We start from the raw sequence: 26153 nt of genomic DNA, 5'->3' as shown, positions 1-26153 counted from the left end.
CACGACCAACGGTCGTGCGCTACCCCGGCGTGTCAGGTGCCGGTAGGCGACGACCGTTGGTCGTCACGCCGTTCCCGGGTCAGAACGCCTCCGCCGCCTCGATGGTGTTCTGCATCAGGGTGGCCACGGTCATCGGCCCTACCCCACCCGGGACCGGGGTGATCCAGCTGGCGCGCTGGGCGGCGGCCTCGAAACCGACGTCACCGACCAGGCGGCCATCGTCCAGGCGGTTGATGCCCACGTCGATGACCACGGCGCCCGGCTTGACCCATTCACCCGGGACGATGCCCGGGCGGCCCACGGCGACCACCAGGATGTCGGCGTTGCGCACCGACTGCTCCAGCACGTCCTTGGGGGTGAACTTGTGGCAGCTGGTGACGGTGCAGCCGGCGATCAGCAGCTCCAGCCCCATCGGGCGGCCGACGTGGTTGCTGACGCCGACGATGGTGGCGTTGCGGCCGCGGACCGGCTGGTCGGTGTGACCCAGCAGGGTCACGATGCCGCGCGGGGTGCACGGGCGCAGACCGAACTCGCGCAGGGCCAGATGGCCGACGTTTTCCGGGTGGAAGCCGTCCACGTCCTTGCGCGGGTCGATGCGGTGGATCAGGCGGTTGGCGTCCGGGATGCCCGGCAGCGGCAGCTGGACCAGGATGCCGTGGATTTTGGGATCGGCGTTGAGCTGATCGATCAGGGTCAGCAGCTCGGCCTCGGTGGTGCCGGCCGGCAGATCGTAATCAAAGGCTTCGATACCCACTTTCTCGGCCGCACGGCGCTTGTTGCGCACGTACACGGTCGAGGCCGGGTCGCCGCCGACCAGCACCACGGCCAGGCCCGGACGGCTGCCACCGGCAGCCAGGCGGGCATCGACCCGGACCTTGAGGCTGTCCAGCAGGTCTTCGGCGATGCGGCGGCCGTCGAGAATGCGGGCGGAAGAAGCGGTGTCGGAAGTCGGTGAGCTCATCGAGGGCAGCAGGCGTGGGGGCGACGGTCGTCTATTGTCCCCGATTCGGCCCGCCCCGCCCACCGGTAGTGCCGGCCGCTGGCCGGCAGCCACGATCGCCCGGGCGGCGCCACCGGTTGCCGGCCAGCGGCCGGCACTACCGGATCCTTATTCCTCTTCCGGCACCTCGTCGGCGTTGAGCGTGCGCGCCTTGCGCTTGGGCGCGGTGAACGGGGTCGGCGTGGGCACGCCAGGCAACGCAGTGCCGAACACCATGTGCGCGCCGGCGCGCAGGTCTCCGCCCGCCATCTCAAGCTCGAAGCGTTCCGCATCCCGTTCGCGGATCTGCTCGGCGATCTCGCGCGCATCATCCGGATCGGCACCCAGCTCCATCAGCGCGGCCTGGCCGAACTGCAGGGCCGACTCGAAGGTCTCGCGGATCTGGAAGTCCACGCCGGCATGGATCAGGCGCAGTGAATGTTCGCGATCGAACGAGCGCACCAGCAGCTTGGCCTGGGGGAACTCGTGGGTGACCAGCTCGACGATGCGATCGGCATCCTGGTCGCTGTTGACGCAGACCGCGATCGCACGAGCCGCCCCCGCGCCAGACGCATGCAGTACATCCAGGCGGGTACCGTCGCCGTAGTAGATCTTGAACCCGAAGCGCTCGGCGTTGTGGATCATGTCCACGTCGTTGTCGATGATGGTCACATCCACATCGCGCGCCAGCAGCGACTGACTGGCGACCTGGCCGAAGCGACCAAAGCCGATCAGCAGCACGCTGCCGGACAGACCGTCGGCTTCTTCGACGCCATCGAGCGAGACTTCGCGGTCCGGCATCAGCTTGTCGTGCAGCAGCACGAACAGCGGCGTCAGTGCCATCGAGAGCACGACGATCGCGGTCAGATTGGCGTTGACCTGCACATCGATCACGCCGGCCACGGCGGCGGCGGAGAACAGCACGAAGGCGAACTCGCCGCCCTGTGCCATCACCACGCCGCGATCCAGCGCCTGTCGATGATCACTGCCGAGGATGCGCGCGACCACGTAGATGCAGATCGCCTTGGCAAACATCAGGGCGAACACCCCGGAGACGATCAGCGGCCAGTTGTTGGCGACGACGGTGAGGTCCAGCGCCATGCCGACGCTGAGGAAGAACAGGCCGAGCAGGATGCCGCGGAACGGTTCGATGTCCGCTTCGATCTGGTGGCGGAAGGTGGATTCGCTGAGCAGCACGCCGGCGAGGAACGCGCCCATCGCCATCGACAACCCACCCAGCTGCATCAGCAGCGCGGCGCCGAGCACGACCAGCAATGCGGCGGCTGTCATCACTTCGCGCGCCTTGGCGGCGGCAAGGATGCGGAACAGCGGATTGAGCAGGAAGCGGCCGACCAGCACCAGCCCGACGATCGCACCCGCCGCGATGCCGACGGTGACCCAGCGCGAACTCCCGCCGGCATCGCTGTGCACGGGCGCCATGAACGCGACGACCGCCAGCAACGGCACGATCAGCAGATCCTCGAACAGCAGGATCGAGACGATCTTCTGGCCGGTCGGCAGCGCGATGTCGCCGCGCTCGGCGAGCAGCTGCATCACCACTGCGGTGGAGGTCAGCACGAAACCGGCGGCGCCGATGAAGGCCACCGGCAAGGGGAAACCGAGCAGCATGCACACGCCGGTCAGCACGGTGCCGCAGACCACGATCTGCAGCGTGCCCAGGCCGAAGATCTCGTTGCGCAGACTCCACAGATGCGAGGGCCGCATCTCCAGGCCGATCACGAACAGGAACATCACCACGCCGAGCTCGGCGGTATGCAGGATCGCCTGCGGATCGGAGAACCAGCCGAACCCGAACGGGCCGATCGCCAGGCCTGCGGCGAAATAGCCTAGCACCGAGCCCAAGCCGAGCCGGCGGAACAGCGGCACCATCACCACTGCCGCACCCAGCAGGGCGACCACTTTCACCAGTTCACTGGCACCTGCTTCCACCGCCATGCGGTTGTTTCCCCGGACTGCACAAGATGGGACAACGATAGGGCAAAGCGGTGAAGGGCAATAGCGCGGATGATGCGTTTTATCGTGCTGAATTCAGAACGATATTGAATCTGGATGCCGCATCGTCCCGAAATCGCTGCCGAACCCACCGGTAGAGCCACGCCACGCGTGGCTGCGCTCACCCGGCGGCCCCTCGCCAACAGCATCCACGCATGGCGTCCCGGCGAACCGCATCCACGCATGGCGTGGATCTACGCGCCGCTGCAGAAGGCCGCGTAATCGATGTAGCCCGGAAATGCCCTCCCGGGCGAGCACAGCGGGCAGGCCGGATCCGGGCGCAGGCGTGTCTCGCGGAAGCGCATGCCCAGCGCATCGAAGCTCAGCAGCCGACCGATCAGCGGCTCACCGATACCGAGCAGCAGCTTGAGGACTTCGGTGGCCTGGAGCAGGCCGACCATGCCGGGCAGCACGCCGAGGACACCGGCCTCGGCACAGTTGGGCGCGAACGCCGGGGGCGGCGGCTCGGGAAACAGGCAGCGGTAACACGGCGCGGTGCCGCGCTGACGTCCGGCATCGAAGACGCTGACCTGGCCGGTAAAGCGCTCCACCGCCCCGTACACCAGCGGGATGCCGTGCTGGACGCAGGCATCGTTGAGCAGGTAACGCAACGGGAAGTTGTCCGAACCGTCCAGCACCACGTCGGCACCTTCGAGCAGTGCATCGATGTTGTCCGAAGTGACCCGCGCCTGCACCGCCTCCACGTCCAGCGAGGGATTGAGGGCAAGCAGGCGTGTGCGCGCGGAGAGCACCTTGGGCTCGCCGACGCTGGCATCGGTATGGATGATCTGCCGATGCAGGTTGCTGCGCTCCACCACGTCGTCATCGGCGATGCGCAGGTGCCCTACCCCCGCTGCGGCCAGGTAGAAACTGGCCGGCGCGCCCAGCCCGCCCGCGCCGAGCACCAGCACGCGCGAGGCCAGCAGCGTCTTCTGGCCCTCGACACCCACCTGTGGCAGCAGCAGATGCCGCGAGTACCGCTCGTTGAAGTCACGCTCGGCGTCGCTCTGGATCGGCTGCACCAAAGGCAGTCCCTCGGCACGCCATGCGGTGGTGCCGCCGTGCACGGACGCAATGTGCGTGTAGCCCAGGTCCGACAGGAAAACCGCGGCCTCCATCGAACGCCTGCCGCTCTGGCAGATCAGGACGGCCTCGCGGTCGCTGGACGGCAGGTGTGTGCCCGGCTCGGCCTGGAGATCGCCCCTGGCAATGCCGAGCGCGCCTTCGGCCATGCCGGTGGCACGTTCGTGTGCTTCGCGGATGTCGATCAGCAGTGCGCCGTGGGCGAGGCGTTCGCGGGCCTGCGCCGGGGTGAGTTCGGGGATCGTGCTCATGCGGGGATTATCGCGCACGGGCGCATCGGCCGGCCGCCCCAATGAGAAGAGCCGGCTTTCGCCGGCTCTTCTTTGGATCACTTGCCCTTGACGTGCTTGATCAAGCGGCGCTTGCGCTTGAGCTGACGTTCGGTGAGCACGTTCTTCTTGCCTTCGTACGGGTTCACACCCTCGCGGAAGATGAACTGCACGGGCGTGCCGACCAGCTTGAAGCGCTTGCGGAAGAAATTCTCCAGGTAGCGCTTGTACGACTCCGGCAGGTCTTTCAGACGGGTGCCGTGGACGATGAAGGTCGGCGGATTGGAACCGCCCGGATGCACGTAACGCAGCTTGGACACGTGACCACGGATCGCCGGCGGCGGGTTGGCCTCGTAGGCCGTTTCCAGCGCCTTGTTGACTTCGCTGGTGCTGAACTCGTGCGTCGCGGAGGCGTGCGCGGCGTGGATGCAGCGGAACAGCTCACGCAGGCCCGAGCCGTGCTTGGCCGAGATGCGCACCACTTCCGCCCACGGCACGAAGCCGAGCTTGCGCGATACCAGCGCTTCAGCCTGCTCGCGCTGGTAATCGGTCAGGCCATCCCACTTGTTGATCGCCACCACCAACGCACGGCCGGCATCGAGCACCGCGCCGAGCACGCTGGCATCCTGATCGGTCACGCCTTCGGAGGCATCGAGCATCAGCACCGCGACCTGGCACTGCTCGATGGCCTGCAGGGTCTTGATGACGCTGAACTTCTCGACCACTTCCTCGACACGCGCCTTGCGACGCAGGCCGGCGGTATCGATCAGGCGGTACTCACGCCCGTCGCGCTCCATGTCCACCGCGATCGAGTCACGGGTGGTACCGGGCACTTCGGAGGCGATCATGCGCTCTTCGCCGAGCAGACGATTGACCAGCGTCGACTTGCCCACGTTGGGGCGGCCGACAAAGGCGATGCGAATGCGGTTCGGATCGGTGTCCAGGGTCTCGGTGGTGCCTTCTTCCGGCAACCGTTCCACGACCTCGTCCAGCAGATCATCCAGGCCCTGGCGGTGCGCGGCCGAGACGGTCAGCATTTCGCTGAAGCCGTAACGGGCGAACTCCGAACGCACGGTGTCTTCGTTCATGCCATCGATCTTGTTGATCAGCAGCAGGGTCGGACGGGCCAGCCTGCGCAGCCAGGACAGGATCTCGTCGTCCATCGGGCCCTCACGGGCATCGACCACGAACAGGATCAGGTCCGCCTCGGCGGCGGCGGCGCGGGCCTGGCGGGCGGTAGCGCCGGCCAGACCTTCTTCTTCACCGGCGATACCGCCGGTATCGACCACCAGGAACGGGTGGTCCTCATCAAGACGACAAACACCGTAATTACGGTCCCGGGTCACGCCGGGCTGGTCATGGACCAGCGCGTCGCGCGTACGGGTAAACGCATTGAACAGCGTGGACTTGCCGACATTCGGCCGTCCAACCAGGGCGACCAAGGGCAGCATCGCGGTAACTCCTTATTGTGCCAACCGGAACGCGGTCAGCTTTCCATCAACGTTCTGCACCAGCAGAATCCCATCGGCGGCTACCGGCTGGGCCAGGAGGGCGTCGCCGCCACTCTTGGCGCGCGCCGCGAACTCACCGTTATCGGTCCGCAACCAGTGCAGATACCCCTTGTAATCACCGACCACAACGTAATCGCCGTGGATGACCGGACCGGTCAGCGAACGACGGGCCAGGCCCGTCTGCGACCACATGGCCGAACCGCTGGCCTTGTCCAGGCCGAACACGCCGCCCTTGTTGTCGGTGACGAACACAGTGCTCGAGGTCAGGGCGACGCCGCCGGCGCCACCATGATCACGGGCCCACAGCGGACGGCCGGTCGGGCCCTCGATCGCCATGGTCTGGCTCTTGAAACTGCTCACGAACAGCGTATTGCCTTCCAGCACCGGCGCGCCGTCGATATCGGCCATGCGGTCCAGCTCGGTACGGCCTTCGCCGGTGCCGACCATCTGGTCCCACAGCGTGCGGCCGTCCTGCATGGCCAGCGCGGCGACGGAGCCGTCGTCGTTGCCGATGAACAGCACGCCCGGGCCGGTAACGACCGGCGCGTTGCCGCGCACGGTCAGTGCCGGCAACTCGCGCGGATTGAACCAGCGCTGGGTGCCGTTTTCGGCATCCAGGCCGGTCACGCGACCGTCGTTGCTGCGCACGAACACCATGCCCTGGCCCACGGCCGGTGCGGAAATCACTTCACCCGGCACCTTGGCACGCCACTTTTCGGTGCCGTCGGCCGCGTTCAACGCGATGACTTCGCCGTCCAGGGTGCCGATGACGACCAGGCCGTCACCCACGCCCGGGCCACCGGACAGACGAAGCTTGGGCTTCTTCTTTTCCTTGGCCGGCTCGTAGGTCCAGACCTTCTTGCCGGTCTGCAGGTCGATGGCATGCACGCCACCGTAGATGGCGGCTGCGTAGACGCGGCCATCGGCGACCACCGGGCCCTGGCGAACGCCGATGCGCTTCTCGCCCTTGCCGACGTTGGCCGTCCAGATCTTGTCGACCTTGGCGGTGGCATCGAACTTGACCAGTTCAGCCGGTTCCAGCGCCTTCTTGGCCGCCGCGTCCTTGCCGGCGAACCAGCCCTTCATCGTGCTGCAGCCGGTCAGGGCCATGCCCAACAGGGCAACCGTGGCAACGCGCTTGATCATGACCATCTGATTCATTACACCGACTCCGCAGGATCGGTGACGGTGCCACCGGCATCCGTCAACTTGGTTTCCAGCAGGCGCCGCTGGGGCGCTGCCACGTCCAGCGTCTTGAGCGCCTTCTCATACTGCTCGCGGGCAGCATCACGCTTGCCCTGCGCCATCAGTGCATCGCCATGGATTTCCAGGCTGGCGCTGTCGGTAGCGGTGCCGAGCTGCTTGATCGCATCCTCGGTCTTGCCGGTGGCCACCAGCAGGCGCGCGACGCGCTGCTCGATCACCGGCTTGAATTCGGGGTCGGCCTTGATCGCGCGCAGGGTCGCCAACGCGTCTTCGTTCTTGCCGGCATCGACCTGGGCCTTGGCCAGCTGCAGGGCAGCCAGATCGGCATAGATGTTGGCCTTGCCGCTTTCCAGGTCCTTCACACCCTTGGCGGCCTGCTCCAGATCCTTGTCTTCCAGGCTCTTGAGGACGATCTGGTACTGGACGTTGGCGCCGGCCAGGCTGTTGCTGTGCCGGGTCTGCCATTCTTTCCAGCCCCAGATGCCACCGATCGCGATGGCTACGCCAGCGAGGATGCTGACACCATTCTTCCGCAGCCAGCCGCGGACGCGTTCACTTTGTTCGTGCTCGTCGAGCAGGTCGTCGATCGCCATGCGTACTCTCGCCCCGCCCATGAGGAGGAGCTATTTGAATTGGATTGGGGAAACGCGGTTCAGTGCGAAACTGGGACCACGGAGCCGTCAGAGGATACCGTAAAGCGTGCCACGTTGGCTCGCTGGTACGGCGAAAGGTCGACGATAGTGCCGGCCTGCTGAACCTCGACCGCCGATGCATTGCCCAGCACCATGCGGGCCACCTGGCCCGGTGCGAAGCTGCGGGTCTCGCCCGACTTGATCAGGGCCTTCTCGACGGTGGCGCCGTCCGGCCCGGAGATGTCCACCCAGCTGTCGCCTTTGAACTGCAGGCTCAGCGCGCCGGCCTGCGGCGTCGGCGCGGACGCCGGACGCGGGACCGGGGTCAGCGATGCCAGGTACGGTGCTGCCGGTGCCGTCGGCTTGGCCGCCTCGACCGCCGCGGGTGCGGCCGGATCCGGGGTCTCGCCACCGGCCACCGGCACCGCCGCCGGGATCACATCCAGCGAGGCGGTGTTCGGGGTGCTCGCCGTGCCATCGAAATGGCCGCGGGTGGCGAACCAGACCGGCACGGCCAGAACCGCGGTGATGCCGACATACAGGACGCGACGCCCCAGGCTCTCGGCAATGCGCCGGGCGCGCGGGGTATGGGTATGGCTGACCAGCTGCGGCGGCACGATCGGCCCGATATGGGCCTGTTCGAGGATATCGCCGATGTCCACCTTGAGCAGACGGGCGTAGCTGCGCAGCTGGCCGCGGACGAAGACCGGCGCGCCGAGGCGCTGCCACTGCTCGTCTTCGAGGGACTTCACGACCTGGACCGGCATGTGCAGCTGCTGCCCCACCGCCTCCAGGGTCAGTCCGGCCGCTTCCCGGGCCTGGCGAAGACGAGCTCCGCAACCGGCCGCAGTATCAAAAGCGTTCACAGTCTGGTCATCAATCACAATGCTTCAACCCCGGGGATTAGGTGCCGCATCCTGCGGAAATTCGTCATGAATTCGCTGCAGATAGCGACCGGATGCCACGCTGTCGCCAAGCCGCGCCTCGATTTGAGACGCAAGTTGTAACACGGAACGTGTGGCCGGTGCAGCCGTCAAACGCCGTTGCGAAAAGGCGCGGGCCTCGAAATAACGCCCTTGGGCGAACTCGTTGCGGGCCATCGACTCCAGCGCGTAGGCATTGACCGGATCGATCTCAAGCGCCCTGCGCAGGTCCGGAACCGCCCGTTCGGGCTGGCCGGCATCCAACGCACAGCCACCGGCATTGGCCAGGGCAGAGGCCGGTGTCGTATAGCCCGGCGCCTGGAGGGCCCGGTCGAACCACACCAGCGACTCGGCCGGTCGGCCATGAGCACATAGCCACGCGCCATAATTGTTGAGCACATCGCCGCGCTCCGGGCCCAGCTCGGCGGCCTTGGCGTACAACTGCCCGGCCTCGGCCTCGTTGCCGCGCTGGGCGGCGATGGCCGCCAACAGCATGTAGGCCTCGGGACGGCGCGCGTCGATCTTCATCGCCGCCCGCACCCGTTTTTCGGCCGCCTCCGGCGAGCCCGCACGCAGCGACTCGCCGGCCAGGACCATCTGGTCCTGGTAGTTCACGCGCTTGCGGATCTCGGGGTTGTCGCGGGCCTCATAGGTCGGCGCGACCTCGAGGGTACCGGACGGCGGTTTGATGCCCTGTTTGCCGCAGCCGGCCAATGCCAGCGCGATGAAAACAACGGCTGGCAATCGGCGATCAGGCAGCGGCATCCCGGTTTTTCCCGTCCTGCAGCGTTTTGTTGAACTCGGCCTGGCGGCGCGTGCGATCCATGACCTGGCCCTTGAGCTGGCCACACGCGGCATCGATGTCGTCGCCACGGGTGCGCCGCACCATCGTCAGCACCTTCGCATCGAGCAGGATCTTCTGGAAGGCGCGGATGTCGGTTTCGCCGGAACGCTCATAGCGCGTGCCCGGGAATGGATTGAACGGAATCAGGTTGACCTTGCCCGCGTTCGAGGCCTGCACGGCGTTGTCGAACTGGCGCATCAGCCGCGCCAGCTGGCGGGCGTGCTCGGGCTGGTCGTTGATCCCCTTCATCAGGGTGTACTCGAAGGTGACCGATTCGCGACGCTTGTTGGCGCGCAGGTAGCGTGCGCACGAGGCCATCAGCTCGACGATCGGGTACTTCTTGTTGAGCGGGACCAGGGTCTCGCGCAGGGCATCATTGGGCGCATGCAGCGACACCGCCAGCGACACGTCGCTCTCGGCAGACAGCCGGTCGATCTGCGGCACCAGGCCGGAGGTGGACAGCGTCACGCGCTTGTTGGCCAGGCCGTAGCCCAGATCGTCGCGCATCACGCTCATGGCGCGCACGACGTTGTCGAAATTCATCAACGGCTCGCCCATGCCCATCATCACCACATTGGTGAGACGACGCTGCTTGTGCGGGATATTGCCCAGATGGCGCGCCGCCACCCACACCTGGCCGATGATCTCGGCGGTGGAGAGGTTGCGGTTGAAGCCCTGGGTCGCGGTCGAACAGAACGTGCAGTTCAGCGCGCAGCCGACCTGCGAGGACACGCACAGCGTGCCGCGGTTCTTGTCCGGGATGTAGACCGCTTCGATCGCGTTCTTGCCGTCGGTGCCCATGGCCAGCAGCCACTTGTGGGTGCCATCGGCGGAGGGCTTGTCGAACACGATGTTCGGAACCAGCACCTCGGCATGCTGCTTGAGCTTGGCGCGCAGCGCCTTGCCGAGGTCGGTCATTTCATCGAAATCGGTGACGTAGTGATGGTGGATCCACTTCATCACCTGATGGGCACGGTAGCGCGCTTCGCCGAGAGTCTCGGCGAAGAAGCGCTCCAGACCCTCGCGATCGAGGTCGAGCAGGTTCTGCTTGGCCACAGCCGGGCTCGACACGAGCACGGATGGGATGGCGGTGGGCTGTACGACCTCGTTCACGGCATCACTCTCAGCGCGAGACGACTTCAGTCGCGGCGAAGAAGTAGGCGATTTCGATCGCGGCATTCTCAACCGAGTCCGAGCCGTGGGCGGCATTGGCATCGATGGATTCAGCGAAGTCGGCGCGGATGGTACCGGCGGCGGCTTCCTTCGGATTGGTGGCGCCCAGCAGGTCGCGATGGGCCAGGACGGCGTTCTCGCCTTCCAGCGCCTGGATCATCACCGGGCCGGAGATCATGAACTCGACCAGCGCGTTGAAGAACGGACGCTCGCGGTGCACGGCGTAGAAGCCTTCGGCTTCACGGCGCGACAGCTGCTTGTACTTGGCGGCGACGACCTTCAGGCCGGCCTTTTCAAAGCGGGCGTAAATTTCACCGATGACGTTCTTGGCGACGGCGTCCGGCTTGATGATGGAAAGGGTGCGCTCCAGCGCCATGGGAATACTCCGTTGGGCGGGCCACTTGATCGGCCCGAGGTTAACATGAAAAAAACCCGCGTCAAAACGCGGGCTTAGCCTGATATACGTGCGCCAATTCTAACGTGTAAGCCCGCGGTACGGTAGTGCCGGCCAGCGGCCGGCACTACCTCGATCGGGGATGAACAGATGGCCCGCTCTGCTGCGCCGCACAATGCGGACGCGCGGCCACGGGTCTAATATCAAACAATCGTTTGATTGAACTTCCCTGCCCCATGGCCAAACCCGCCCACTTCTCCACCAAGGACCGCATCCTCGGCGCCGCCGAGGAACTGTTCGCCCTGCACGGGTTCGCGGGCACCTCGCTGCGCCAGGTCACCAGCCAGGCCGATGTGAACATCGCCGCGGTCAACTATCACTTCGGTTCCAAGGAAAACCTGGTCAACGAGGTCTTCCGCCGCCGGATGGATGAAATGACCTCGGCGCGCCTGGCCCAGCTGGACGCCGCCCGTCGCGAACACCCCGGTGAACTGCGCCAGGTGCTGGCCGCCTTCGTCGAACCGGCCCTGGCCATGGCCCAGGACCGCCAGACCGGCGGCGCGTTCGTGCGGGTCATCGCCCGCGCCTACGCGGAAAAGAACGACAACCTGCGCAAGTTCCTCTCCGACCATTACGGCCACGTCCTGCGCGACTTCGGCAAGGCGATCTCCGCCTGCGTGCCGGGGCTGAGCAAGGAAGAGCTGTACTGGCGCCTGGACTTCCTCGCCGGCTCGCTGACCTATGCCATGGCCGACTTCGGCCTGATCAAGCGACCCGCCGGTGTCACCGAAGCGGCGCATCGTGCCCATGCCGCCCAGGAACTGATTCATTTCGCCGACGCAGGATTCCGCGCCAGCGCGGCCTCGAGCGCTTCGACGACCTCCCTTTCCACCCCGTAGAGCCAGGCGCTGCCCGGCTGCCCGACCAACAAAGGCTTATCGACATGTCCAATTCCCTGCTAGTCCGCCGTGCCGCCGTGCTGGGTGCCGGCGTCATGGGTGCCCAGATCGCCGCCCACCTGACCAACGCCGGCGTCGACACGGTGCTGTTCGACCTCCCCGCGAAGGAAGGTCCGGCCGATGGCATCGTGCTCAAGGCCATCGCCAACCTGGGCAAGCTCAGCCCGGCCCCGCTCGCCAGCAAGTCCTACGCAGAGGCGATCACGCCGGCCAACTATGAGACCGGCCTGGAGCAGCTGAAAGACTGCGACCTGATCATCGAAGCCATCGCCGAACGCATGGACTGGAAGCAGGACCTGTACAAGAAGATCGCCCCGTTCGTGGCCGATCACGCCGTGCTCGCCTCCAACACCTCCGGCCTGGGCATCAACAAGCTCGCCGACGTGCTGCCCGAGCAGCTGCGCCACCGCTTCTGCGGCGTGCACTTCTTCAACCCGCCGCGCTACATGCACCTGGCCGAGCTGATCCCGGCCACCACCACCGATGCCGCCGTGCTGGAAGGCCTGGAAGCGTTCCTGGTCACCACCCTGGGCAAGGGCGTGGTGTACGCCAAGGACACCCCGAACTTCATCGGCAACCGCATCGGCGTGTTCTCGATCCTGTCCACCATCCACCACACGCAGGAATTCGGCCTGGGCTTTGACGAAGTCGACGGCCTGACCGGCCCGCTGGTCGGCCGCCCGAAGTCGGCCACCTACCGCACCTCGGACGTGGTCGGCCTGGACACCATGGCGCACGTGATCAAGACCATGGGCGACACCCTGCCCAACGATCCGTGGCATGAATTCTTCAAATCGCCGAAGTGGCTGGACGCATTGATCGCCAAGGGCGCACTCGGCCAGAAGACCGGCGCCGGCATCTTCCGCAAGGTCGGCAAGGACATCGTCGTCCTCGACCTGGAAAAGCAGGACTACCGCCCGGCCGATCGCACCGCCGCCCCGGAAGTGGTCGAGATCCTGAAGATCAAGAACCCGGCCGAGAAGTTCGCCAAGCTGCGCGAGAGCCAGCATCCGCAGGCGCAGTTCCTGTGGGCGACCTTCCGCGACCTGTTCCATTACAGCGCCTACCACCTGGCCGACATCGCCGAGACCGCGCGCGACGTCGACCTGGCCATCCGCTGGGGCTACGGCTGGTCGCTGGGCCCGTTCGAAACCTGGCAGGCCGCCGGCTGGAAGCAGGTTGCGCAGTGGATCGCCGATGACATCGTCGCCGGCAAGAGCATGAGCAACGCCCCGCTGCCGGATTGGGTGTTCGATGGCCGCGACGGCGTGCACGCCGCCGAAGGCAGCTACAGCCCGTCGCGCAACGCCAAGCTGCCGCGCTCGGCGCTGCCGGTGTACCAGCGCCAGCGCTTCCCGGATCCGCTGCTGGGCGAGAGCTTCAGCCCGGGCGAAACCGTGTTCGAGAACGATGGCGTGCGCATGTGGCACGACGGCGACGGCATCGCGGTGGTCAGCTTCAAGACCAAGATGAACACCGTGTCCGACCACGTGCTCAATGGCCTGCAGGAAGCGATCAAGCGCGCCGAGCAGGACTACAAGGGCCTGGTGATCTGGCAGCAGAAGGAGCCCTTCTCCGCCGGTGCCGATCTGGCCGGTGCGCTCGGCCTGCTGCAGGCCGGCAAGGTCGACCAGTTCGAAGAGATGGTGCACAACTTCCAGCGCACCAGCCAGGCGATCAAGTATTCGCTGGTGCCGGTGGTGACCGCCGTGCGCGGCCTGGCCCTGGGCGGTGGCTGCGAGTTCCAGATGCACAGCGCGAAGAGCGTGGCTGCGCTGGAAAGCTACATCGGCCTGGTCGAGGCCGGCGTCGGCCTGCTGCCGGCCGGTGGTGGCCTGAAGGAACTGGCCGTGCGTGCCTCGCAGGCGGCCGGTCCGGGCGGCGACGTGTTCGCCGAGCTGAAGAAGACCTTCGAAACCGTCGCGATGGCCAAGGTCTCCAACTCGGCGGTCAACGCCAAGGAACTGGGCCTGATGCGCGCCACCGACAAGGTCGTGTTCAACAGCTTCGAAGCACTGCACATCGCCAAGGCCGAAGTGCTGGCGCTGGCCGAAGGCGGCTACCGTCCGCCGATGCCGGCCCGCCGCATCCAGGTCGCCGGTGACGTCGGCATCGCCACGTTCAAGATGATGCTGGTCAACATGCTGGAAGGCCGCTTCATCAGCCCGTACGACTACGAGATCGCCGTGCGCATCGCCACCGTACTGTGCGGCGGCGAAGTGGATCGCGGCACGCTGGTGGACGAAGAGTGGCTGCTGACGCTGGAGCGCAAGCACTTCGTCGAACTGGCCCAGCAGGAAAAGACCCAGGCCCGCATCGCGCACATGCTCAAGACCGGCAAGCCGCTGCGTAATTGATGGCGCGCCGGGCGCGACGGACCCGTCCGCGCCCGGTAGGTGCCGACCGTTGGTCGGCACACCTGTCCCCACATTCAAGAGATCACTGCAATGACCAAGCAAATCCAGGACGCCTACATCGTCGCCGCCACCCGCACCCCGGTGGGCAAGGCGCCCAAGGGCGTGTTCCGCAATACCCGTCCCGACGACATGCTGGCCCACGTGCTCCGCTCCGTGGTCGCGCAGGCGCCGGGCGTGGACGTCAACCGCATCGATGACGCGATCATCGGCTGCGCGATGCCCGAAGCCGAGCAGGGCATGAACGTGGCGCGCATCGGCGTGCTGCTGGCCGGCCTGCCGGACACCATCGCCGCGCAGACCGTCAACCGCTTCTGCTCTTCGGGCCTGCAGGCCGTGGCCATGGCCGCAGATCAGATCCGCCTGGGCAACTCGGACCTGATGCTGGCCGGTGGCACCGAATCGATGTCGATGGTGCCGATGATGGGCAACAAGATCGCGATGGCCCCGAGCGTGTTCGACAACGACCACGTCGCCATCGCCTACGGCATGGGCATCACCGCCGAGAAGGTCGCCGAAGAGTGGAAGGTCTCGCGCGAGGACCAGGATGCGTTCGCCCTCGCCTCGCACCAGAAGGCCATCGCCGCGATCCAGAACGGCGAGTTCAAGGACGAGATCAGCCCCTACGACGTGCGCACCCGCCAGCCCGACCTGGCTGACGGCCGCCGCATCATCACCCGCGACAAGATCGTGGACACCGACGAAGGCCCGCGCCTGGATTCGTCCGCTGAAGGCCTGGCCAAGTTGCGCCCGGTGTTCCGCAACGGCCAGTTCGGCGGCACCGTCACCGCGGGCAACTCCTCGCAGATGAGCGATGGCGCCGGTGCGGTGCTGCTGGCGTCCGAGCAGGCGATCAAGGATTACGGCCTGACCCCGCTGGCCCGCTTCGTCAGCTTCTCGGTCGCCGGCGTGCGCCCGGAAGTGATGGGCATCGGCCCGATCGCCGCGATCCCGAAGGCGCTCAAGCAGGCCGGCCTGACCCAGGACCAGCTCGACTGGATCGAGCTCAACGAAGCCTTCGCAGCGCAGTCGCTGGCCGTCATCCGCGATTGCGGCCTGGACCCGTCCAAGGTCAACCCGCTGGGCGGCGCGATCGCCCTGGGCCACCCGCTGGGCGCGACCGGCGCGATCCGCACCGCCACCCTGCTGCACGGCCTGCGCCGTCGCCAGCAGAAGTACGGCATGGTGACCATGTGCATCGGCACCGGCATGGGCGCGGCGGGCATCTTCGAATCGCTGTGAGGCAATGATCGGTGCCGGCCGATGGGTCGGCACCGATGCAACGGTTATCACCGATGCAACGGGCAACACCGATGCGACGGGCAACAAAATCAAAGGGTAGGCACCGACCGTTGGTCGGTGCACCGCCGGAAACGAAAAGGGCAGCCTCGCGGCTGCCCTTTTCTGTTCTCTCGGGAGCCGGCCAGCGGCCGGCACTACCCATCGCTACAACGTGCGAGGGCGTTCCCTCAGCCTTCGGCGAGCATCTTCTGCAGCACTTCGCGTGCAGGACCAGCCAGCTTCTCGTTGTCGAGGGCAAAGCGGATCGTTGCCTCGACCAAGCCCAGATGGGTACCGCAGTCGAAGCGGCGGCCCTCGAAGCGGAACGCATCCACGCGCTCGGTCTTGAGCAGTTCGGCGATCGCGTCGGTCAGCTGGATTTCGCCACCCGCGCCGGTACCGGTCGCTTCGAGCAGCTCGAAAATCTTCGGGCTCAGCACGTAACGGCCGACCACCGCCAGATCGCTCGGGGCGTCTTCCGGCTTGGGCTTCTCGACGATGGCGCTGATCTTGCCCTGGCGGCCATCGAAGGCCTCGGTGGCCACGATGCCGTAGCTGCCGGTCTTCTCATGCGGCACGTCTTCCACCGCGATGATGCTGGCGCCGGTGGCTTCATTGGCATCGGCCATCTGCTTGAGCGCACCGTTGCCACGGTTCCAGATCAGATCGTCCGGCAGCAGCACCGCGAACGGTTCATCGCCGATGATCGCCTTCGCGCACAGCACCGCATGGCCCAGGCCCAGCGCTTCGGCCTGGGTCACGAACACGGCGCGCACGCCGTTCGGCAGCACATGGCGGACCAGCTCAAGCTGTTCCTTCTTGCCGGCGCGCTCGAGTTTCTGCTCCAGCTCGTAGGCCTTGTCGAAATAATCGGCGACCGCATGCTTGTAGCGGTTGGTGATGAAGATCAGCGTGTCACAGCCCGCCTCGATCGCCTCATCAACGGCGTACTGGATCAGCGGCCGATCGATAATCGGCAGCATTTCCTTGGGAACGGTTTTGGTGGCGGGAAGGAATCGCGTTCCCAACCCTGCGACAGGAAATACCGCCTTACGAATACGCTTGCTCATCAGAACCTGTTGGCCTCACGCGCCGGAAAGGCCAGCACTTTAGCAGAGCTGACGTGATCGTCCTGTTGCAGCGGAGAAAACTCCGGCATGGTTGCAAACAGAATGCTGTTGATTGCATCGGTGTCATAACTGATGATCGCCTCGCGCAGTTTCGGCACGTTGGCCAATACCTGCTCGCGCGCAAACGTGCGCACGCCGGCTTCGAGAATCTTCGGATGCGCGGTCGGGCGATAATCTTCGTCGGAATAGAACAGCGTCTCGTGCAGTTTTTCGCCCGGGCGCAGGCCCGTATAGACGATGGCGATGTCCTTGTACGGCTGCTTGCCGGCCAGGCGGATCATCTGCTCGGCCAGCACGCGGATCGGCACCGGCTCGCCCATGTCCAGGGTATAGATCGCCCCATGCGAAGCCGAGGCGGCCGCCTGCAGGATCAACTGGCAGGCTTCGGGAATCGTCATGAAGTAACGGGTGACTTCCGGGTCGGTCACGGTGACCGGGCCGCCCTTGAGGATCTGCTCGCGGAACACCGGCACCACGCTGCCGGCCGAGGCCAGCACGTTGCCGAAGCGCACGGTCACGAAACGGGTGTGGCTGGTCTTCTGGTCCAGGCTCTGGCAGATCATCTCCGCATAGCGCTTGCTGGCGCCCAGCGCATTGACCGGGTCGACCGCCTTGTCGGTGGAAATGAAGACGAAGTGCTCGATGCGGGCTTCGACGCAGGCCCGGGCCACGGTCTCGGTGGACAGAATGTTGTTGCGCACCGCTTCGCGCAGCTGTCGCTCCAGCACGGGCACCTGCTTGTAGGCGGCGGCGTGGAAGACCGAATCCACCCGCGACAGCGACAGCGCGTGGCGGATCACCGCGGGATCGCCGCAGTCACCCAGCACCGCCTCCACGACCAGGTCCGGGAAGCTGCGCTGCAGCTCGGCCTCGATGGTCAGCAGCAGCAGCTCGCTCATCTCGACCAGCACGATGCGCCCTGCCCCATGGCGGGCACACTGGCGGCACAGTTCAGAACCGATCGAACCACCGGCGCCGGTCACCAGCACGGTGCGGCCCCCCAGCCAGCCGCGGATCAGCGCCCAGTCCGGCAGGATCGGCTTGCGGCCGAGCAGGTCCTCGATCGCCACTTCCTTGAGCTCGCCCGGCAACGAGTGGCCGAGCAGGATGTCATTGAGCTTGGGCACCATGCGGAACGGCACGCCGGTGCTTTCGCAGATGGCCACCACCCGCTGCATGCCCACGGCATCCAGCGACGGGATGGCGATCACCAGCAGCTTGGCGGCCGTCTCACGGACCACGGCGGGGGCGTCTTCCAGCGTGCCCAGGATCGGCAGGCCCTGCAGCTTGGCGCCCTGCAGATGCGGGGCATCGTCGAGCAGGCCGACCGGTTCGAAATCACCGGAACGACGCAGATCGCGGACCAGTGCCTCGGCCGCTTGGCCGGCACCGAGGATCAGCACGCGGCGGGCGGTGACGTCCGACTGCAGCGCCTGGTAGTCCTTCCACGCGCGATACAGCAGGCGCGGGGCGCCCAGCAGCGCCGACAGCGCGAACGGATAGATCACCAGCACCGACATCGGGACGCCATCGAAGCGCTTGTAGGCCAGCGCCACCACGATCGCGAGCAGGCCGATGAAGCTGGCTTTGAAGATGTTGAGCAGATCGGCGACGCTGGCGAAGCGCCACAGGCCGCGATACAGGCCCACCCGCCAGAACACGACGGCCTGGATGATCAGCACCAGCGAGGTATCGATGTTCCAGAGCGGCAACGCCGGCGCATCGGCCAGCATCGAATAGCGCCCCGCATGCAGCAGCTGCCAGCACGCCCAGACCATGAACAGGTCGTGGGCGACGATGGCCGCACGGGGCATCAAGCCGGTAAGTCGGTCCTGCCAAGGCGTCATAAACAGCGTAATCCTTCTAGTTGCGCATTCCCTTGCGCAGGAGCAGCCAAAGACCGGACGCGAGGATCAACCACGCGATGGCCACGGCAGCCTCCCACCTCGGCTGCAAATTCGTGCATGCATTAAACACTGCCGCACTGAATATTCCAAAAACAAGATACACCCCGGTGACGGAAGTGTGGCTTGCACCACCTTTCACCGCGCGCTGATAGAGATGCTGCGTGTGGGGTTCCATCCAGCGCTGTCCGGACAGGATGCGCGAAAGCAATGTGAAGCCCGCGTCCACAAGAAAGGCCGAAAGCGGCACCAGCAACAGCAGCCAGTGGATATCCGTGCGCACACTGACCAGGCAGACCAGGGCCGCGATCGCATAGCCGAGCGCCCCGCTGCCGACGTCGCCCATGAAGATGCGTGCCCGCGGGTAATTGAACGGCAGGAAGCCGAGGCAGGCCAGTCCCAGCACCACGCCGGCCAGCCCATAGGGCGGGGGCAGCACCATCGCGAAGGCGAGCCCGGCCAGGATCGCCTGGGTGGTGGCGATGCCGTTGATCCCATCCATGAAGTTCCAGATATTGATCAACGAGGTGGCGAACAACAGCGCCAGCAGCGCCTGCCAGGGATTACCGGTGGCGTGCCAGACCAGCCCCGCCAGCAGTGCCGCGGCGATCACATGGACCAGCAGGCGACGCACTGCCGGCAGCGGCCGATGGTCGTCCCACCAGCCGATCCCGGCGACAAGCACCAGGCCCAGCGCGAACACCGCGAGCGTGATCCGGGCGGTCGGCCAGATCACCGCCGCGACCACGCAGGCCAGCAGCAGGGTCAGGACGATCGCAATACCGCCGCCCCGGGGCGTCGCCACGCCGTGGCTGCGCCGCTCGCCCGGCTCATCCACTAGATTGCGACGCAGCGCATACGCGCGCGCGCCCCAGGTCAAGCCCGCCGATACCGCCAGCACCGCCAGCAGCCCCGTCATCCAGGCGACCATCATGGTTCAGAGCACCGCGTAATTGAGCAGTGGCTTGACGGTGCCCCATTCCTTGCAGCTCGGGCACTGCCAATGATGGGTGCGCGCACCGAAGCCACACCGGGTGCAGCGGTACGCCGGGTTGCGGACCAGCAGCTGGTCGGTGATGTGCTTGAGGTCGTGCAGGGTCGCGGTGGAATCGGCGCCCTCGGCGAGGGTCAGGTCGATCAGCGCCGATTCGCCACGGACCGACGGACGGTCCTTGAGCTGGCGCCCGAGGTAGGCGCGCGCCGGCGCGACGCCCTCCTGCTCTTCCATCAGCTGGGTCAGCGCCAGCACCGGCGCGATGCCGCGATAGTGCTCGGTCATCTCCGACAGGAACGCGCGTGCGCCGCCGAGATCACCGACCTTCCGGTAGTTCTGCATGAGCGCCTGCAACACTTCGGGCAGGTACTCCGGATCGTTGCGTGCCGCACGTTCGAACGCACGGACCGCTGCTTCGGCGTTGCCGGCATCGTCTTCCAGGCGGCCTTCGATGATGCCGGCGCGGACCGACATCGCATCGGCCTGGTACGCACGCGCGATCGCGGCGCGCGCTTCGTCGATCTTGCCCGCCCCGCGGTAGCGCTCGGCCAGCTCGCACTCGAACTGACCGATCAGCTTGCCCATCGGCTCGCCGGTGACTTCCTCGAAGCGGCTGGCGTTGTCGATCGCCTTTTCCCAATCGCGCTCGGCCTGGTAGATGCCGATCAGGTGCTTGAGCGCCTGCGGGGCACGCTGGTCGATCTGGGCCAGCTCGGTGAACACGGTTTCGGCGCGGTCGAGCAGGCCGGACTTCATGTAGTCCTCGCCCAGTGCCAGCAGCGCCTGGACGCGCTGCTGATCGCTCAGGTCCGCGCGGTTGACCAGGCCCTGGTGCAGGCGGATCGCACGATCGACCTCACCGCGGCGGCGGAACAGATGGCCCAGCGCGACCTGGGTCTCGAAGGTTTCCTTGTCCAGCTCGGCGATGTGCAGGAACAGCTCGATCGCCTTGTCCGGCTGCTCATTGAGCAGGTAGTTCAGGCCGCGGAAATACGTGCTGGACAGATGGCTGACCTGGTTGTCGCCATGGCGCTGGCCACCGCGACGCCCGATCACCCAGCCCGACAGCGCGGCCAGGGGCAGGAACAGGAAGAACCAGAACCACTCGGAGACAAATTCCATCGGCGCTCAGCGTCCGTCGAATGTAGAAGAAGAAGGGGGTGCCACGACCACGGCGGGCGCGGCCTTCTGCGCACGGCGCAGTTTGGCGTACAGCGGGATCACCACGCTGGCGAGCACGAGGCCGCCGCCGATGAGGGCACCGGACAACAGGGCGATGATGATCGCCACGCCGGTGGTGGAATTGATCTGGGTAAAGCCCAGGCTGATGATGATCGGTTGCGAGTTGAGGGCACCGATGATGAGGCCCACGACCAGAACCGCCAGCAGGATCAGCAGACGTACGATGTTCATGCAGCAGCTCCAGTTCCGTAGGGCTCAAGAGTAGCGGACTAACACTCCGCTCTACCAGCCGACTCCATGGAAATCATGCATCCGCCCCGTGGCGGATGGACACTCAGGCAGGATCGCTTTCCAGCGGTACCACGGCGCTGACGCGCTCACGCAGTTCCTTGCCCGGCTTGAAGTGCGGGACATGCTTGCCCGGCAACGCGACCGATTCCCCGGTCTTGGGATTGCGCCCCAGCCGTGCCGGCCGGTAGTGCAACGAAAAACTGCCGAACCCGCGGATCTCGATGCGATCCCCGCCGGCCAGCGCCCCGCCCATCATTTCCAGCAACGACTTCACGGCCAGATCGACATCGTCCGACTTCAAATGCGCCTGTCGGCGCGCCAGGATTTCGATCAGCTCGGATTTGGTCATTACGGGCTCTTGGGGAGGAACTCAGACCCTGAAACGGCCCGGACTGATGTCCGGGCCGCCCAGGAAACTACGACAGCGACAGACCGATTACTCGGACTTGTTGCCGTTCAGCTGTGCACGCAGCAGCGCGCCGAGCTGGGTGGTGCCGCTGGAAGCCGAAGAGGACTGGTATTCCTCCAGCACTTCGCGCATTTCCGCGTCGTCCTTGGCCTTGATCGACAGCTGCAGGGTACGACCCTTGCGATCCATGCCCACGAACTTGGCTTCAACCTTGTCGCCGACCTTCAGGAACTGGGTCGCGTCGTCGACGCGCTCGTTCGCAACGTCGCGAGCAGCCACGTAGCCTTCGATGCCGTCAGCCAGTTCGATGGTAGCGCCCTTGGCGTCCACTTCCTTGACCACGCCTTCGACCTTCGAACCCTTCGGGTTGGCAGCCATGTACTGACCGAACGGATCCTGCTCCAGCTGCTTGACGCCCAGGCTGATGCGCTCGCGCTCCGGATCGACGGCCAGGACGACGGCGTCCAGGTTGTCGCCCTTCTTGAAGTTGCGGACCACGTCTTCGCCGGTGGTGTTCCAGCTGATGTCGGACAGGTGCACCAGGCCATCGATACCGCCGTCCAGGCCGATGAAGATGCCGAAGTCGGTGATCGACTTGATCTGGCCCGACACCTTGTCGCCCTTCTTGTGGATCGCAGCGAAGGTTTCCCACGGATTGGCGGCAACCTGCTTCATGCCCAGCGAGATGCGGCGACGCTCCTCGTCGACGTCCAGGACCATGACTTCAACTTCGTCACCGACCTGCACAACCTTGGACGGGTTGACGTTCTTGTTGGTCCAATCCATTTCGGACACGTGAACCAGACCTTCGACGCCCGGCTCGATCTCGACGAATGCGCCGTAATCGGTGACGTTGGAGACCTTGCCGAAGACGCGGCTGTTGGCCGGGTAACGACGGGCGATGTTGTCCCACGGATCCTCGCCCAGCTGCTTCAGACCCAGCGAAACGCGGTTGCGCTCGCGGTCGAACTTCAGCACGCGGACGTCCAGCTCGTCGCCGACGTTCACGACTTCGGACGGATGGCGCACGCGCTTCCAGGCCATGTCGGTGATGTGCAGCAGGCCGTCGATACCGCCCAGGTCCACGAATGCGCCGTAATCGGTCAGGTTCTTGACGACACCCTTCAGGATCGCGCCTTCCTGCAGCTTGTCCATCAGCTGCTCGCGCTCTTCCGAATGCTCGCTCTCGACGACTGCACGACGGGACACAACGACGTTGTTACGCTTGCGGTCCAGCTTGATGAGCTTGAATTCCAGCTCCTTGCCTTCCAGGTAGGCCGGGTCGCGCACGGGGCGCACATCCACCAGCGAACCGGGCAGGAACGCGCGGACATCCTTGATGTCCACGGTGAAACCACCCTTGACCTTGCCGCTGATGCGGCCGGTGATGGTTTCGTTCTTTTCCAACGCTTCTTCCAGCTCGTCCCACACCATCGCGCGCTTGGCTTTCTCACGCGACAGAACGGTTTCACCGAAGCCGTTCTCGATGGAATCGAGGGCAACCTTGACGACGTCGCCTTCAGCGACATCGATCTCGCCAGCGTCGTTACGGAACTGTTCGATCGGCACGATGCCTTCGGACTTCAGGCCGGCGTTGATCACCACGACATCGCCGCGGACTTCAACAACGACACCGCTGACGATCGAGCCCGGCTTCAGCTTGGCCAGATTGGCCTGACTGGCTTCGAACAGCTCTGCAAATGATTCGGTCATTAGATTTACTCTGTTGGACACATGGGCATTGGCCCCCGAAGGGAACCGCTTACTGCCCGCCTGTTGGTCGACCCCGGAAACGCAGGTCGTGTGTTAAGTAGGAAAACCGCCACGCATCATTGCGGGACGGAGCTTTTGTTGCCTTGCGATGGTGCGACACCGTCGATGCCCTGACAGCCCTCCTTTACAACGGATCAGGCACCCGAAACCGGAAGCAGATCCAATACCTTGGCAACGACGGCGTCGATGCCAATACCACTGGTGTCGATGATGACGGCATCGTCTGCCGGCTTCAGGGGCGCCACTGTGCGCTGTGCATCACGGGCGTCGCGGGCCATGATCTCGCGCAGGAGGTCGTCAAAGTTAACCGAAACACCCTTGTCTTTCAACTGCTTATGCCGCCGCTCGGCCCGCTCTTCGGCGCTGGCGGTCAAAAACACCTTGAATGGGGCGTCCGGGAAGATGACCGTTCCCATGTCCCGACCGTCCGCGACCAGGCCCGGCTCCATCCTGAATGCGCGTTGGCGCTCTTTCAGCGCCGCGCGGACCTCCGGGATGGCCGCGATCGCCGAGGCCAGGGCGCCGGTGGTCTCCAGCCGCAGCTCGTCGGTGGCATCGGTCTCGTTGACGAGCACCCGCAGCCCGCCATCGGCCGATTCCACGAACCGCACGTGGGTGTCGAAGGTGCAGCGGACCAGCGCCGAGGCGTCGGAGGTATCGATATCGGCCCAGCTGGCGGCCACGCCCACCGCCCGGTACAGGGCGCCCGAATCCAGGTAATGCCAGCCCAGCCGGCGTGCGACAATGCGGCTGACAGTGCCTTTGCCGGCCCCGGAAGGACCGTCGATGGTGAGCACGGATGGAAGCTGATTCATGGGTTTCCCGATAGATGTGACCGCCCATTCTAGCCCCTGCCCGGGGTGGCCTGAGACTTTTTTGGCCCAACCACTTGAAAGGATGGGGAAAAGCCCGGTAGAATGGCGGGCTTGAACGGGCGTCACCTGCCGATTGTCATCTGCATATCGCGGCCGCGCTCCAACCGAATCCAACGTTTACGCCGAGGTATGCAATGAAAGTCCTGTCTTCCCTGAAGTCGGCCAAGACCCGTCACCGCGACTGCAAGGTCGTCCGTCGCCGCGGCAAGATCTTCGTGATCTGCAAGTCGAACCCGCGCTTCAAGGCTCGCCAGCGCTGAGCCGGCTGGCCTCACGGCCGCCACCGGTCCCTCACCGGACCGGGCGATGAACAAAAAGCCGCCTCCGGGCGGCTTTTTGCTGCCATTTTTGTTGTAATCGCCGGGTAGCTCACGACCGTTGGTCGTGAGACCTGCAGTCTTGAGACCTGCAGTCGTGAGACCTTCCGCATTCTTGACCACTGGGGAGTAGTTCGAGATGAAACGTTACCTGACCACCTTGCCGTTGCTGGCCGTCCTGGCCGTTTCCAGTGCCCACGCCGACACCCTGCTGATCGACCGCAGCCGTGAGAAGCCCGCCATCGCCCTGCCCGTCCGCGGCCAGAGCATGCAGCAGGTCCAGGCCCAGTTCGGCGACCCGGGCGAACGCCTGGAACCGCGCGGCGGACAGAAGCAGCAGTGGCCGACGATCAACCGCTGGGTCTACCCGCAGTTCACCGTCTACTTCGAAAAGCAGAAGGTGATCGACGTGGTCGCCAACCGCGCCGACGCCAACGAGATCGGGCCGAAACCGCCGATCCGCTGACCCCCCACCCCTTGCCCGCCCGCCGGCGGGCCTTCGCACTGAGATCATGAACGACACGCTCCGCTTTCCGGCCGAATGGGAATCCCAGTCCGCCATCCTGATCGCCTGGCCCCACGCCGACACCGACTGGGCTGACCGCCTGGGTGACGTCGAGGACACCTACATCGCCCTCGTCGCTGCCATCACCCGCTTCCAGCCGGTGGTGATCATCGTCGCCGACGACGACCTGGAGGCGTACGCCGACGCGCGCCTGCGCTCGAACCGGATCGACACGGACCGCGTGCGGTTCGTGACGGCCCAGTACGACGACACCTGGCTGCGCGATTCCGGCCCGATCACGCTCAAGCGCGCCGACGGCGGCTTCCGCCTGCTGGACTTCCGCTTCACCGGCTGGGGCGGCAAGTTCGACGCCAGCCTGGATGACCAGCTGGTCGGCGTGCTGCACGCCGCCGGGCTGTTCAGCGCTGCGGAGCTGCAGAGCATTCCGTTCGCGCTGGAAGGCGGCGGCATCGAGACCGATGGCGCCGGCACCCTGCTGACCACCTGGCAGTGCCTGCACGAGCGTCATCCGGATCGCAGCCGCGAATCGCTCAGCACCGACCTGGCCACCTGGCTGGCCCAGGACCGCGTGCTGTGGCTGGACCATGGCTATCTGGAAGGCGACGACACCGACGCCCACATCGATACCCTGGCCCGCTTCGCCTCGACCGACAGCATCGTCTACCAGGCCTGCGATGACGCCAGCGATTCGCACTATGCCGAACTGCAGGCGATGGGTGCCGAACTGGCTGCGCTGCGCACCCGCGACGGCCAGCCGTACCGCCTGTTCCCGCTGCCGTGGGCGCAGCCGGTGATCGACGAGGGCCGCCGCCTTGCGGCCTCGTACGCAAACTACCTGATCCTCAATGGTGCGGTGCTGATGCCGGCCTACGGCGATGCCGCCGACGAGGCCGCGCGTGCGGTGCTGGCCCAGGCCTATCCGGACCGCGAGATCGTGCCGGTGCCGTGCCGCTCGCTGATCTGGCAGAACGGCAGCCTGCACTGCATCACGATGCAGCTGCCGGCGGGGTTGCTGGCTTAAGCGCCACGACCAACGGTCGTGGGCTACCGCTGTTTGCCAGGCCACCGACG

24 protein-coding genes are annotated in these 26153 nt (G+C 65.8%); 6 read left to right on the top strand and 18 right to left on the bottom strand.

Going from position 1 to position 26153, the window contains the following annotated elements:
* Positions 1 to 79: 79 nt before the first annotated feature.
* The 10 genes from folD to ndk form a co-directional block, all read right to left on the bottom strand.
* Positions 80 to 961, bottom strand: coding sequence for a bifunctional methylenetetrahydrofolate dehydrogenase/methenyltetrahydrofolate cyclohydrolase FolD (gene folD, locus AB9O74_RS13595; RefSeq protein ID WP_152150574.1), 882 nt, complete (start codon positions 959 to 961; stop codon positions 80 to 82).
* Between the two features lie 147 nt (positions 962 to 1108).
* Positions 1109 to 2935, bottom strand: coding sequence for a monovalent cation:proton antiporter-2 (CPA2) family protein (locus tag AB9O74_RS13590; RefSeq protein WP_369349609.1), 1827 nt, complete (start codon positions 2933 to 2935; stop codon positions 1109 to 1111).
* Between the two features lie 251 nt (positions 2936 to 3186).
* Positions 3187 to 4326, bottom strand: a complete 1140-nt coding sequence (gene moeB, locus AB9O74_RS13585) for a molybdopterin-synthase adenylyltransferase MoeB (RefSeq protein WP_369349608.1) — start codon at positions 4324 to 4326, stop codon at positions 3187 to 3189.
* A gap of 77 nt (positions 4327 to 4403) precedes the next feature.
* A complete protein-coding gene (gene der, locus AB9O74_RS13580) occupies positions 4404 to 5795 on the bottom strand; it encodes a ribosome biogenesis GTPase Der (RefSeq protein WP_369349607.1) in 1392 nt (463 codons plus the stop codon).
* A 12-nt stretch (positions 5796 to 5807) separates the two neighbouring features.
* On the bottom strand, positions 5808 to 7016 hold the full coding sequence (gene bamB, locus AB9O74_RS13575) for an outer membrane protein assembly factor BamB (RefSeq protein ID WP_176989803.1): 1209 nt from the start codon (positions 7014 to 7016) through the stop codon (positions 5808 to 5810).
* Positions 7016 to 7654 carry a tetratricopeptide repeat protein gene (locus AB9O74_RS13570; protein ID WP_176989802.1) on the bottom strand — a complete coding sequence of 213 codons (639 nt, stop codon included), beginning with the start codon at positions 7652 to 7654 and terminating at the stop codon, positions 7016 to 7018. Before AB9O74_RS13570 ends, bamB begins: the two co-directional genes overlap by 1 nt.
* A 59-nt stretch (positions 7655 to 7713) precedes the next feature.
* A complete protein-coding gene (locus tag AB9O74_RS13565) occupies positions 7714 to 8577 on the bottom strand; it encodes a helix-turn-helix domain-containing protein (RefSeq protein WP_369349606.1) in 864 nt (287 codons plus the stop codon).
* Between the two features lie 6 nt (positions 8578 to 8583).
* Positions 8584 to 9381, bottom strand: a complete 798-nt coding sequence (pilW, locus tag AB9O74_RS13560) for a type IV pilus biogenesis/stability protein PilW (protein WP_176989800.1) — start codon at positions 9379 to 9381, stop codon at positions 8584 to 8586.
* The gene (gene rlmN, locus AB9O74_RS13555; RefSeq protein ID WP_176989799.1) at positions 9368 to 10573 is read right to left on the bottom strand and encodes a 23S rRNA (adenine(2503)-C(2))-methyltransferase RlmN; all 1206 of its coding nucleotides are present in this window, start codon (positions 10571 to 10573) and stop codon (positions 9368 to 9370) included. Before rlmN ends, pilW begins: the two co-directional genes overlap by 14 nt.
* Before the next feature lie 10 nt (positions 10574 to 10583).
* Positions 10584 to 11009: a nucleoside-diphosphate kinase gene (gene ndk / locus AB9O74_RS13550; RefSeq protein ID WP_008265389.1), complete on the bottom strand. Its 426-nt coding sequence runs from the start codon at positions 11007 to 11009 to the stop codon at positions 10584 to 10586.
* A gap of 254 nt (positions 11010 to 11263) precedes the next feature.
* On the opposite strand from ndk, the gene AB9O74_RS13545 reads away from it, so the two are divergent.
* From AB9O74_RS13545 to AB9O74_RS13535, 3 genes are all read left to right on the top strand, one after another.
* Positions 11264 to 11926 (top strand): TetR/AcrR family transcriptional regulator, encoded by a 663-nt coding sequence (locus AB9O74_RS13545; RefSeq protein WP_369349605.1) that lies wholly within the window; start codon positions 11264 to 11266, stop codon positions 11924 to 11926.
* A 44-nt stretch (positions 11927 to 11970) separates the two neighbouring features.
* Complete coding sequence (locus AB9O74_RS13540; protein WP_346477997.1) at positions 11971 to 14343, top strand: 3-hydroxyacyl-CoA dehydrogenase/enoyl-CoA hydratase family protein; 2373 nt, start codon at positions 11971 to 11973, stop codon at positions 14341 to 14343.
* A gap of 90 nt (positions 14344 to 14433) precedes the next feature.
* Positions 14434 to 15642 carry an acetyl-CoA C-acyltransferase gene (locus AB9O74_RS13535; protein ID WP_019183092.1) on the top strand — a complete coding sequence of 403 codons (1209 nt, stop codon included), beginning with the start codon at positions 14434 to 14436 and terminating at the stop codon, positions 15640 to 15642.
* Positions 15643 to 15869: 227 nt separating this feature from the next.
* Here AB9O74_RS13535 and galU read toward each other — a convergent pair whose 3' ends face one another.
* From galU to cmk, 8 genes are all read right to left on the bottom strand, one after another.
* Positions 15870 to 16751 (bottom strand): UTP--glucose-1-phosphate uridylyltransferase GalU, encoded by an 882-nt coding sequence (gene galU / locus AB9O74_RS13530; RefSeq protein ID WP_369349604.1) that lies wholly within the window; start codon positions 16749 to 16751, stop codon positions 15870 to 15872.
* Entirely contained in the window at positions 16751 to 18658 is a 1908-nt protein-coding gene (locus tag AB9O74_RS13525; protein WP_176989794.1) for a nucleoside-diphosphate sugar epimerase/dehydratase, read from the bottom strand. Before AB9O74_RS13525 ends, galU begins: the two co-directional genes overlap by 1 nt.
* A gap of 16 nt (positions 18659 to 18674) precedes the next feature.
* Positions 18675 to 19649: a glycosyltransferase family 4 protein gene (locus tag AB9O74_RS13520; RefSeq protein WP_369349603.1), complete on the bottom strand. Its 975-nt coding sequence runs from the start codon at positions 19647 to 19649 to the stop codon at positions 18675 to 18677.
* A gap of 3 nt (positions 19650 to 19652) precedes the next feature.
* The gene (gene lapB, locus AB9O74_RS13515; protein WP_176989792.1) at positions 19653 to 20831 is read right to left on the bottom strand and encodes a lipopolysaccharide assembly protein LapB; all 1179 of its coding nucleotides are present in this window, start codon (positions 20829 to 20831) and stop codon (positions 19653 to 19655) included.
* 6 nt (positions 20832 to 20837) lie between these two features.
* Positions 20838 to 21122, bottom strand: coding sequence for a LapA family protein (locus AB9O74_RS13510; protein ID WP_121042138.1), 285 nt, complete (start codon positions 21120 to 21122; stop codon positions 20838 to 20840).
* Positions 21123 to 21225: 103 nt separating this feature from the next.
* The gene (locus tag AB9O74_RS13505; RefSeq protein ID WP_019183098.1) at positions 21226 to 21531 is read right to left on the bottom strand and encodes an integration host factor subunit beta; all 306 of its coding nucleotides are present in this window, start codon (positions 21529 to 21531) and stop codon (positions 21226 to 21228) included.
* Between the two features lie 87 nt (positions 21532 to 21618).
* Positions 21619 to 23304 (bottom strand): 30S ribosomal protein S1, encoded by a 1686-nt coding sequence (gene rpsA / locus AB9O74_RS13500; protein ID WP_019183099.1) that lies wholly within the window; start codon positions 23302 to 23304, stop codon positions 21619 to 21621.
* Positions 23305 to 23498: 194 nt separating this feature from the next.
* The gene (cmk, locus tag AB9O74_RS13495) at positions 23499 to 24179 is read right to left on the bottom strand and encodes a (d)CMP kinase (RefSeq protein ID WP_176989790.1); all 681 of its coding nucleotides are present in this window, start codon (positions 24177 to 24179) and stop codon (positions 23499 to 23501) included.
* A 194-nt stretch (positions 24180 to 24373) separates the two neighbouring features.
* Between cmk and ykgO the strand changes: the two genes are divergently transcribed.
* The 3 genes from ykgO (at position 24374) to AB9O74_RS13480 (ending at position 26103) form a co-directional block, all read left to right on the top strand.
* Positions 24374 to 24499 (top strand): type B 50S ribosomal protein L36, encoded by a 126-nt coding sequence (ykgO, locus tag AB9O74_RS13490; protein WP_057628212.1) that lies wholly within the window; start codon positions 24374 to 24376, stop codon positions 24497 to 24499.
* Positions 24500 to 24695: 196 nt separating this feature from the next.
* The gene (locus tag AB9O74_RS13485; RefSeq protein ID WP_176989789.1) at positions 24696 to 25022 is read left to right on the top strand and encodes a hypothetical protein; all 327 of its coding nucleotides are present in this window, start codon (positions 24696 to 24698) and stop codon (positions 25020 to 25022) included.
* Between the two features lie 46 nt (positions 25023 to 25068).
* Positions 25069 to 26103 (top strand): agmatine/peptidylarginine deiminase, encoded by a 1035-nt coding sequence (locus tag AB9O74_RS13480; RefSeq protein ID WP_369349602.1) that lies wholly within the window; start codon positions 25069 to 25071, stop codon positions 26101 to 26103.
* The last annotated feature ends 50 nt before the right edge of the window (positions 26104 to 26153 follow it).

It is taken from the genome of Stenotrophomonas sp. JAG2 (genome assembly GCF_041080745.1).
Lineage (GTDB): Bacteria > Pseudomonadota > Gammaproteobacteria > Xanthomonadales > Xanthomonadaceae > Stenotrophomonas > Stenotrophomonas maltophilia_AA.
Note: the sequence above shows the minus strand (reverse complement) of the source record. Positions and strands in the feature narration are given on the sequence as shown.

Bases quoted from the DNA above. Each gene is read 5' to 3' on its own strand.
- folD (WP_152150574.1), bottom strand. From the start codon at position 961: ATGAGCTCACCGACTTCCGACACCGCTTCTTCCGCCCGCATTCTCGAC.
- AB9O74_RS13590 (WP_369349609.1), bottom strand. From the start codon at position 2,935: ATGGCGGTGGAAGCAGGTGCCAGTGAACTGGTGAAAGTGGTCGCCCTG.
- moeB (WP_369349608.1), bottom strand. From the start codon at position 4,326: ATGAGCACGATCCCCGAACTCACCCCGGCGCAGGCCCGCGAACGCCTC.
- der (WP_369349607.1), bottom strand. From the start codon at position 5,795: ATGCTGCCCTTGGTCGCCCTGGTTGGACGGCCGAATGTCGGCAAGTCC.
- bamB (WP_176989803.1), bottom strand. From the start codon at position 7,016: ATGAATCAGATGGTCATGATCAAGCGCGTTGCCACGGTTGCCCTGTTG.
- AB9O74_RS13570 (WP_176989802.1), bottom strand. From the start codon at position 7,654: ATGGCGATCGACGACCTGCTCGACGAGCACGAACAAAGTGAACGCGTC.
- pilW (WP_176989800.1), bottom strand. From the start codon at position 9,381: ATGCCGCTGCCTGATCGCCGATTGCCAGCCGTTGTTTTCATCGCGCTG.
- ndk (WP_008265389.1), bottom strand. From the start codon at position 11,009: ATGGCGCTGGAGCGCACCCTTTCCATCATCAAGCCGGACGCCGTCGCC.
- AB9O74_RS13545 (WP_369349605.1), top strand. From the start codon at position 11,264: ATGGCCAAACCCGCCCACTTCTCCACCAAGGACCGCATCCTCGGCGCC.
- AB9O74_RS13540 (WP_346477997.1), top strand. From the start codon at position 11,971: ATGTCCAATTCCCTGCTAGTCCGCCGTGCCGCCGTGCTGGGTGCCGGC.
- AB9O74_RS13535 (WP_019183092.1), top strand. From the start codon at position 14,434: ATGACCAAGCAAATCCAGGACGCCTACATCGTCGCCGCCACCCGCACC.
- galU (WP_369349604.1), bottom strand. From the start codon at position 16,751: ATGAGCAAGCGTATTCGTAAGGCGGTATTTCCTGTCGCAGGGTTGGGA.
- AB9O74_RS13525 (WP_176989794.1), bottom strand. From the start codon at position 18,658: ATGACGCCTTGGCAGGACCGACTTACCGGCTTGATGCCCCGTGCGGCC.
- AB9O74_RS13520 (WP_369349603.1), bottom strand. From the start codon at position 19,649: ATGATGGTCGCCTGGATGACGGGGCTGCTGGCGGTGCTGGCGGTATCG.
- lapB (WP_176989792.1), bottom strand. From the start codon at position 20,831: ATGGAATTTGTCTCCGAGTGGTTCTGGTTCTTCCTGTTCCTGCCCCTG.
- AB9O74_RS13510 (WP_121042138.1), bottom strand. From the start codon at position 21,122: ATGAACATCGTACGTCTGCTGATCCTGCTGGCGGTTCTGGTCGTGGGC.
- AB9O74_RS13505 (WP_019183098.1), bottom strand. From the start codon at position 21,531: ATGACCAAATCCGAGCTGATCGAAATCCTGGCGCGCCGACAGGCGCAT.
- rpsA (WP_019183099.1), bottom strand. From the start codon at position 23,304: ATGACCGAATCATTTGCAGAGCTGTTCGAAGCCAGTCAGGCCAATCTG.
- cmk (WP_176989790.1), bottom strand. From the start codon at position 24,179: ATGAATCAGCTTCCATCCGTGCTCACCATCGACGGTCCTTCCGGGGCC.
- ykgO (WP_057628212.1), top strand. From the start codon at position 24,374: ATGAAAGTCCTGTCTTCCCTGAAGTCGGCCAAGACCCGTCACCGCGAC.
- AB9O74_RS13485 (WP_176989789.1), top strand. From the start codon at position 24,696: ATGAAACGTTACCTGACCACCTTGCCGTTGCTGGCCGTCCTGGCCGTT.
- AB9O74_RS13480 (WP_369349602.1), top strand. From the start codon at position 25,069: ATGAACGACACGCTCCGCTTTCCGGCCGAATGGGAATCCCAGTCCGCC.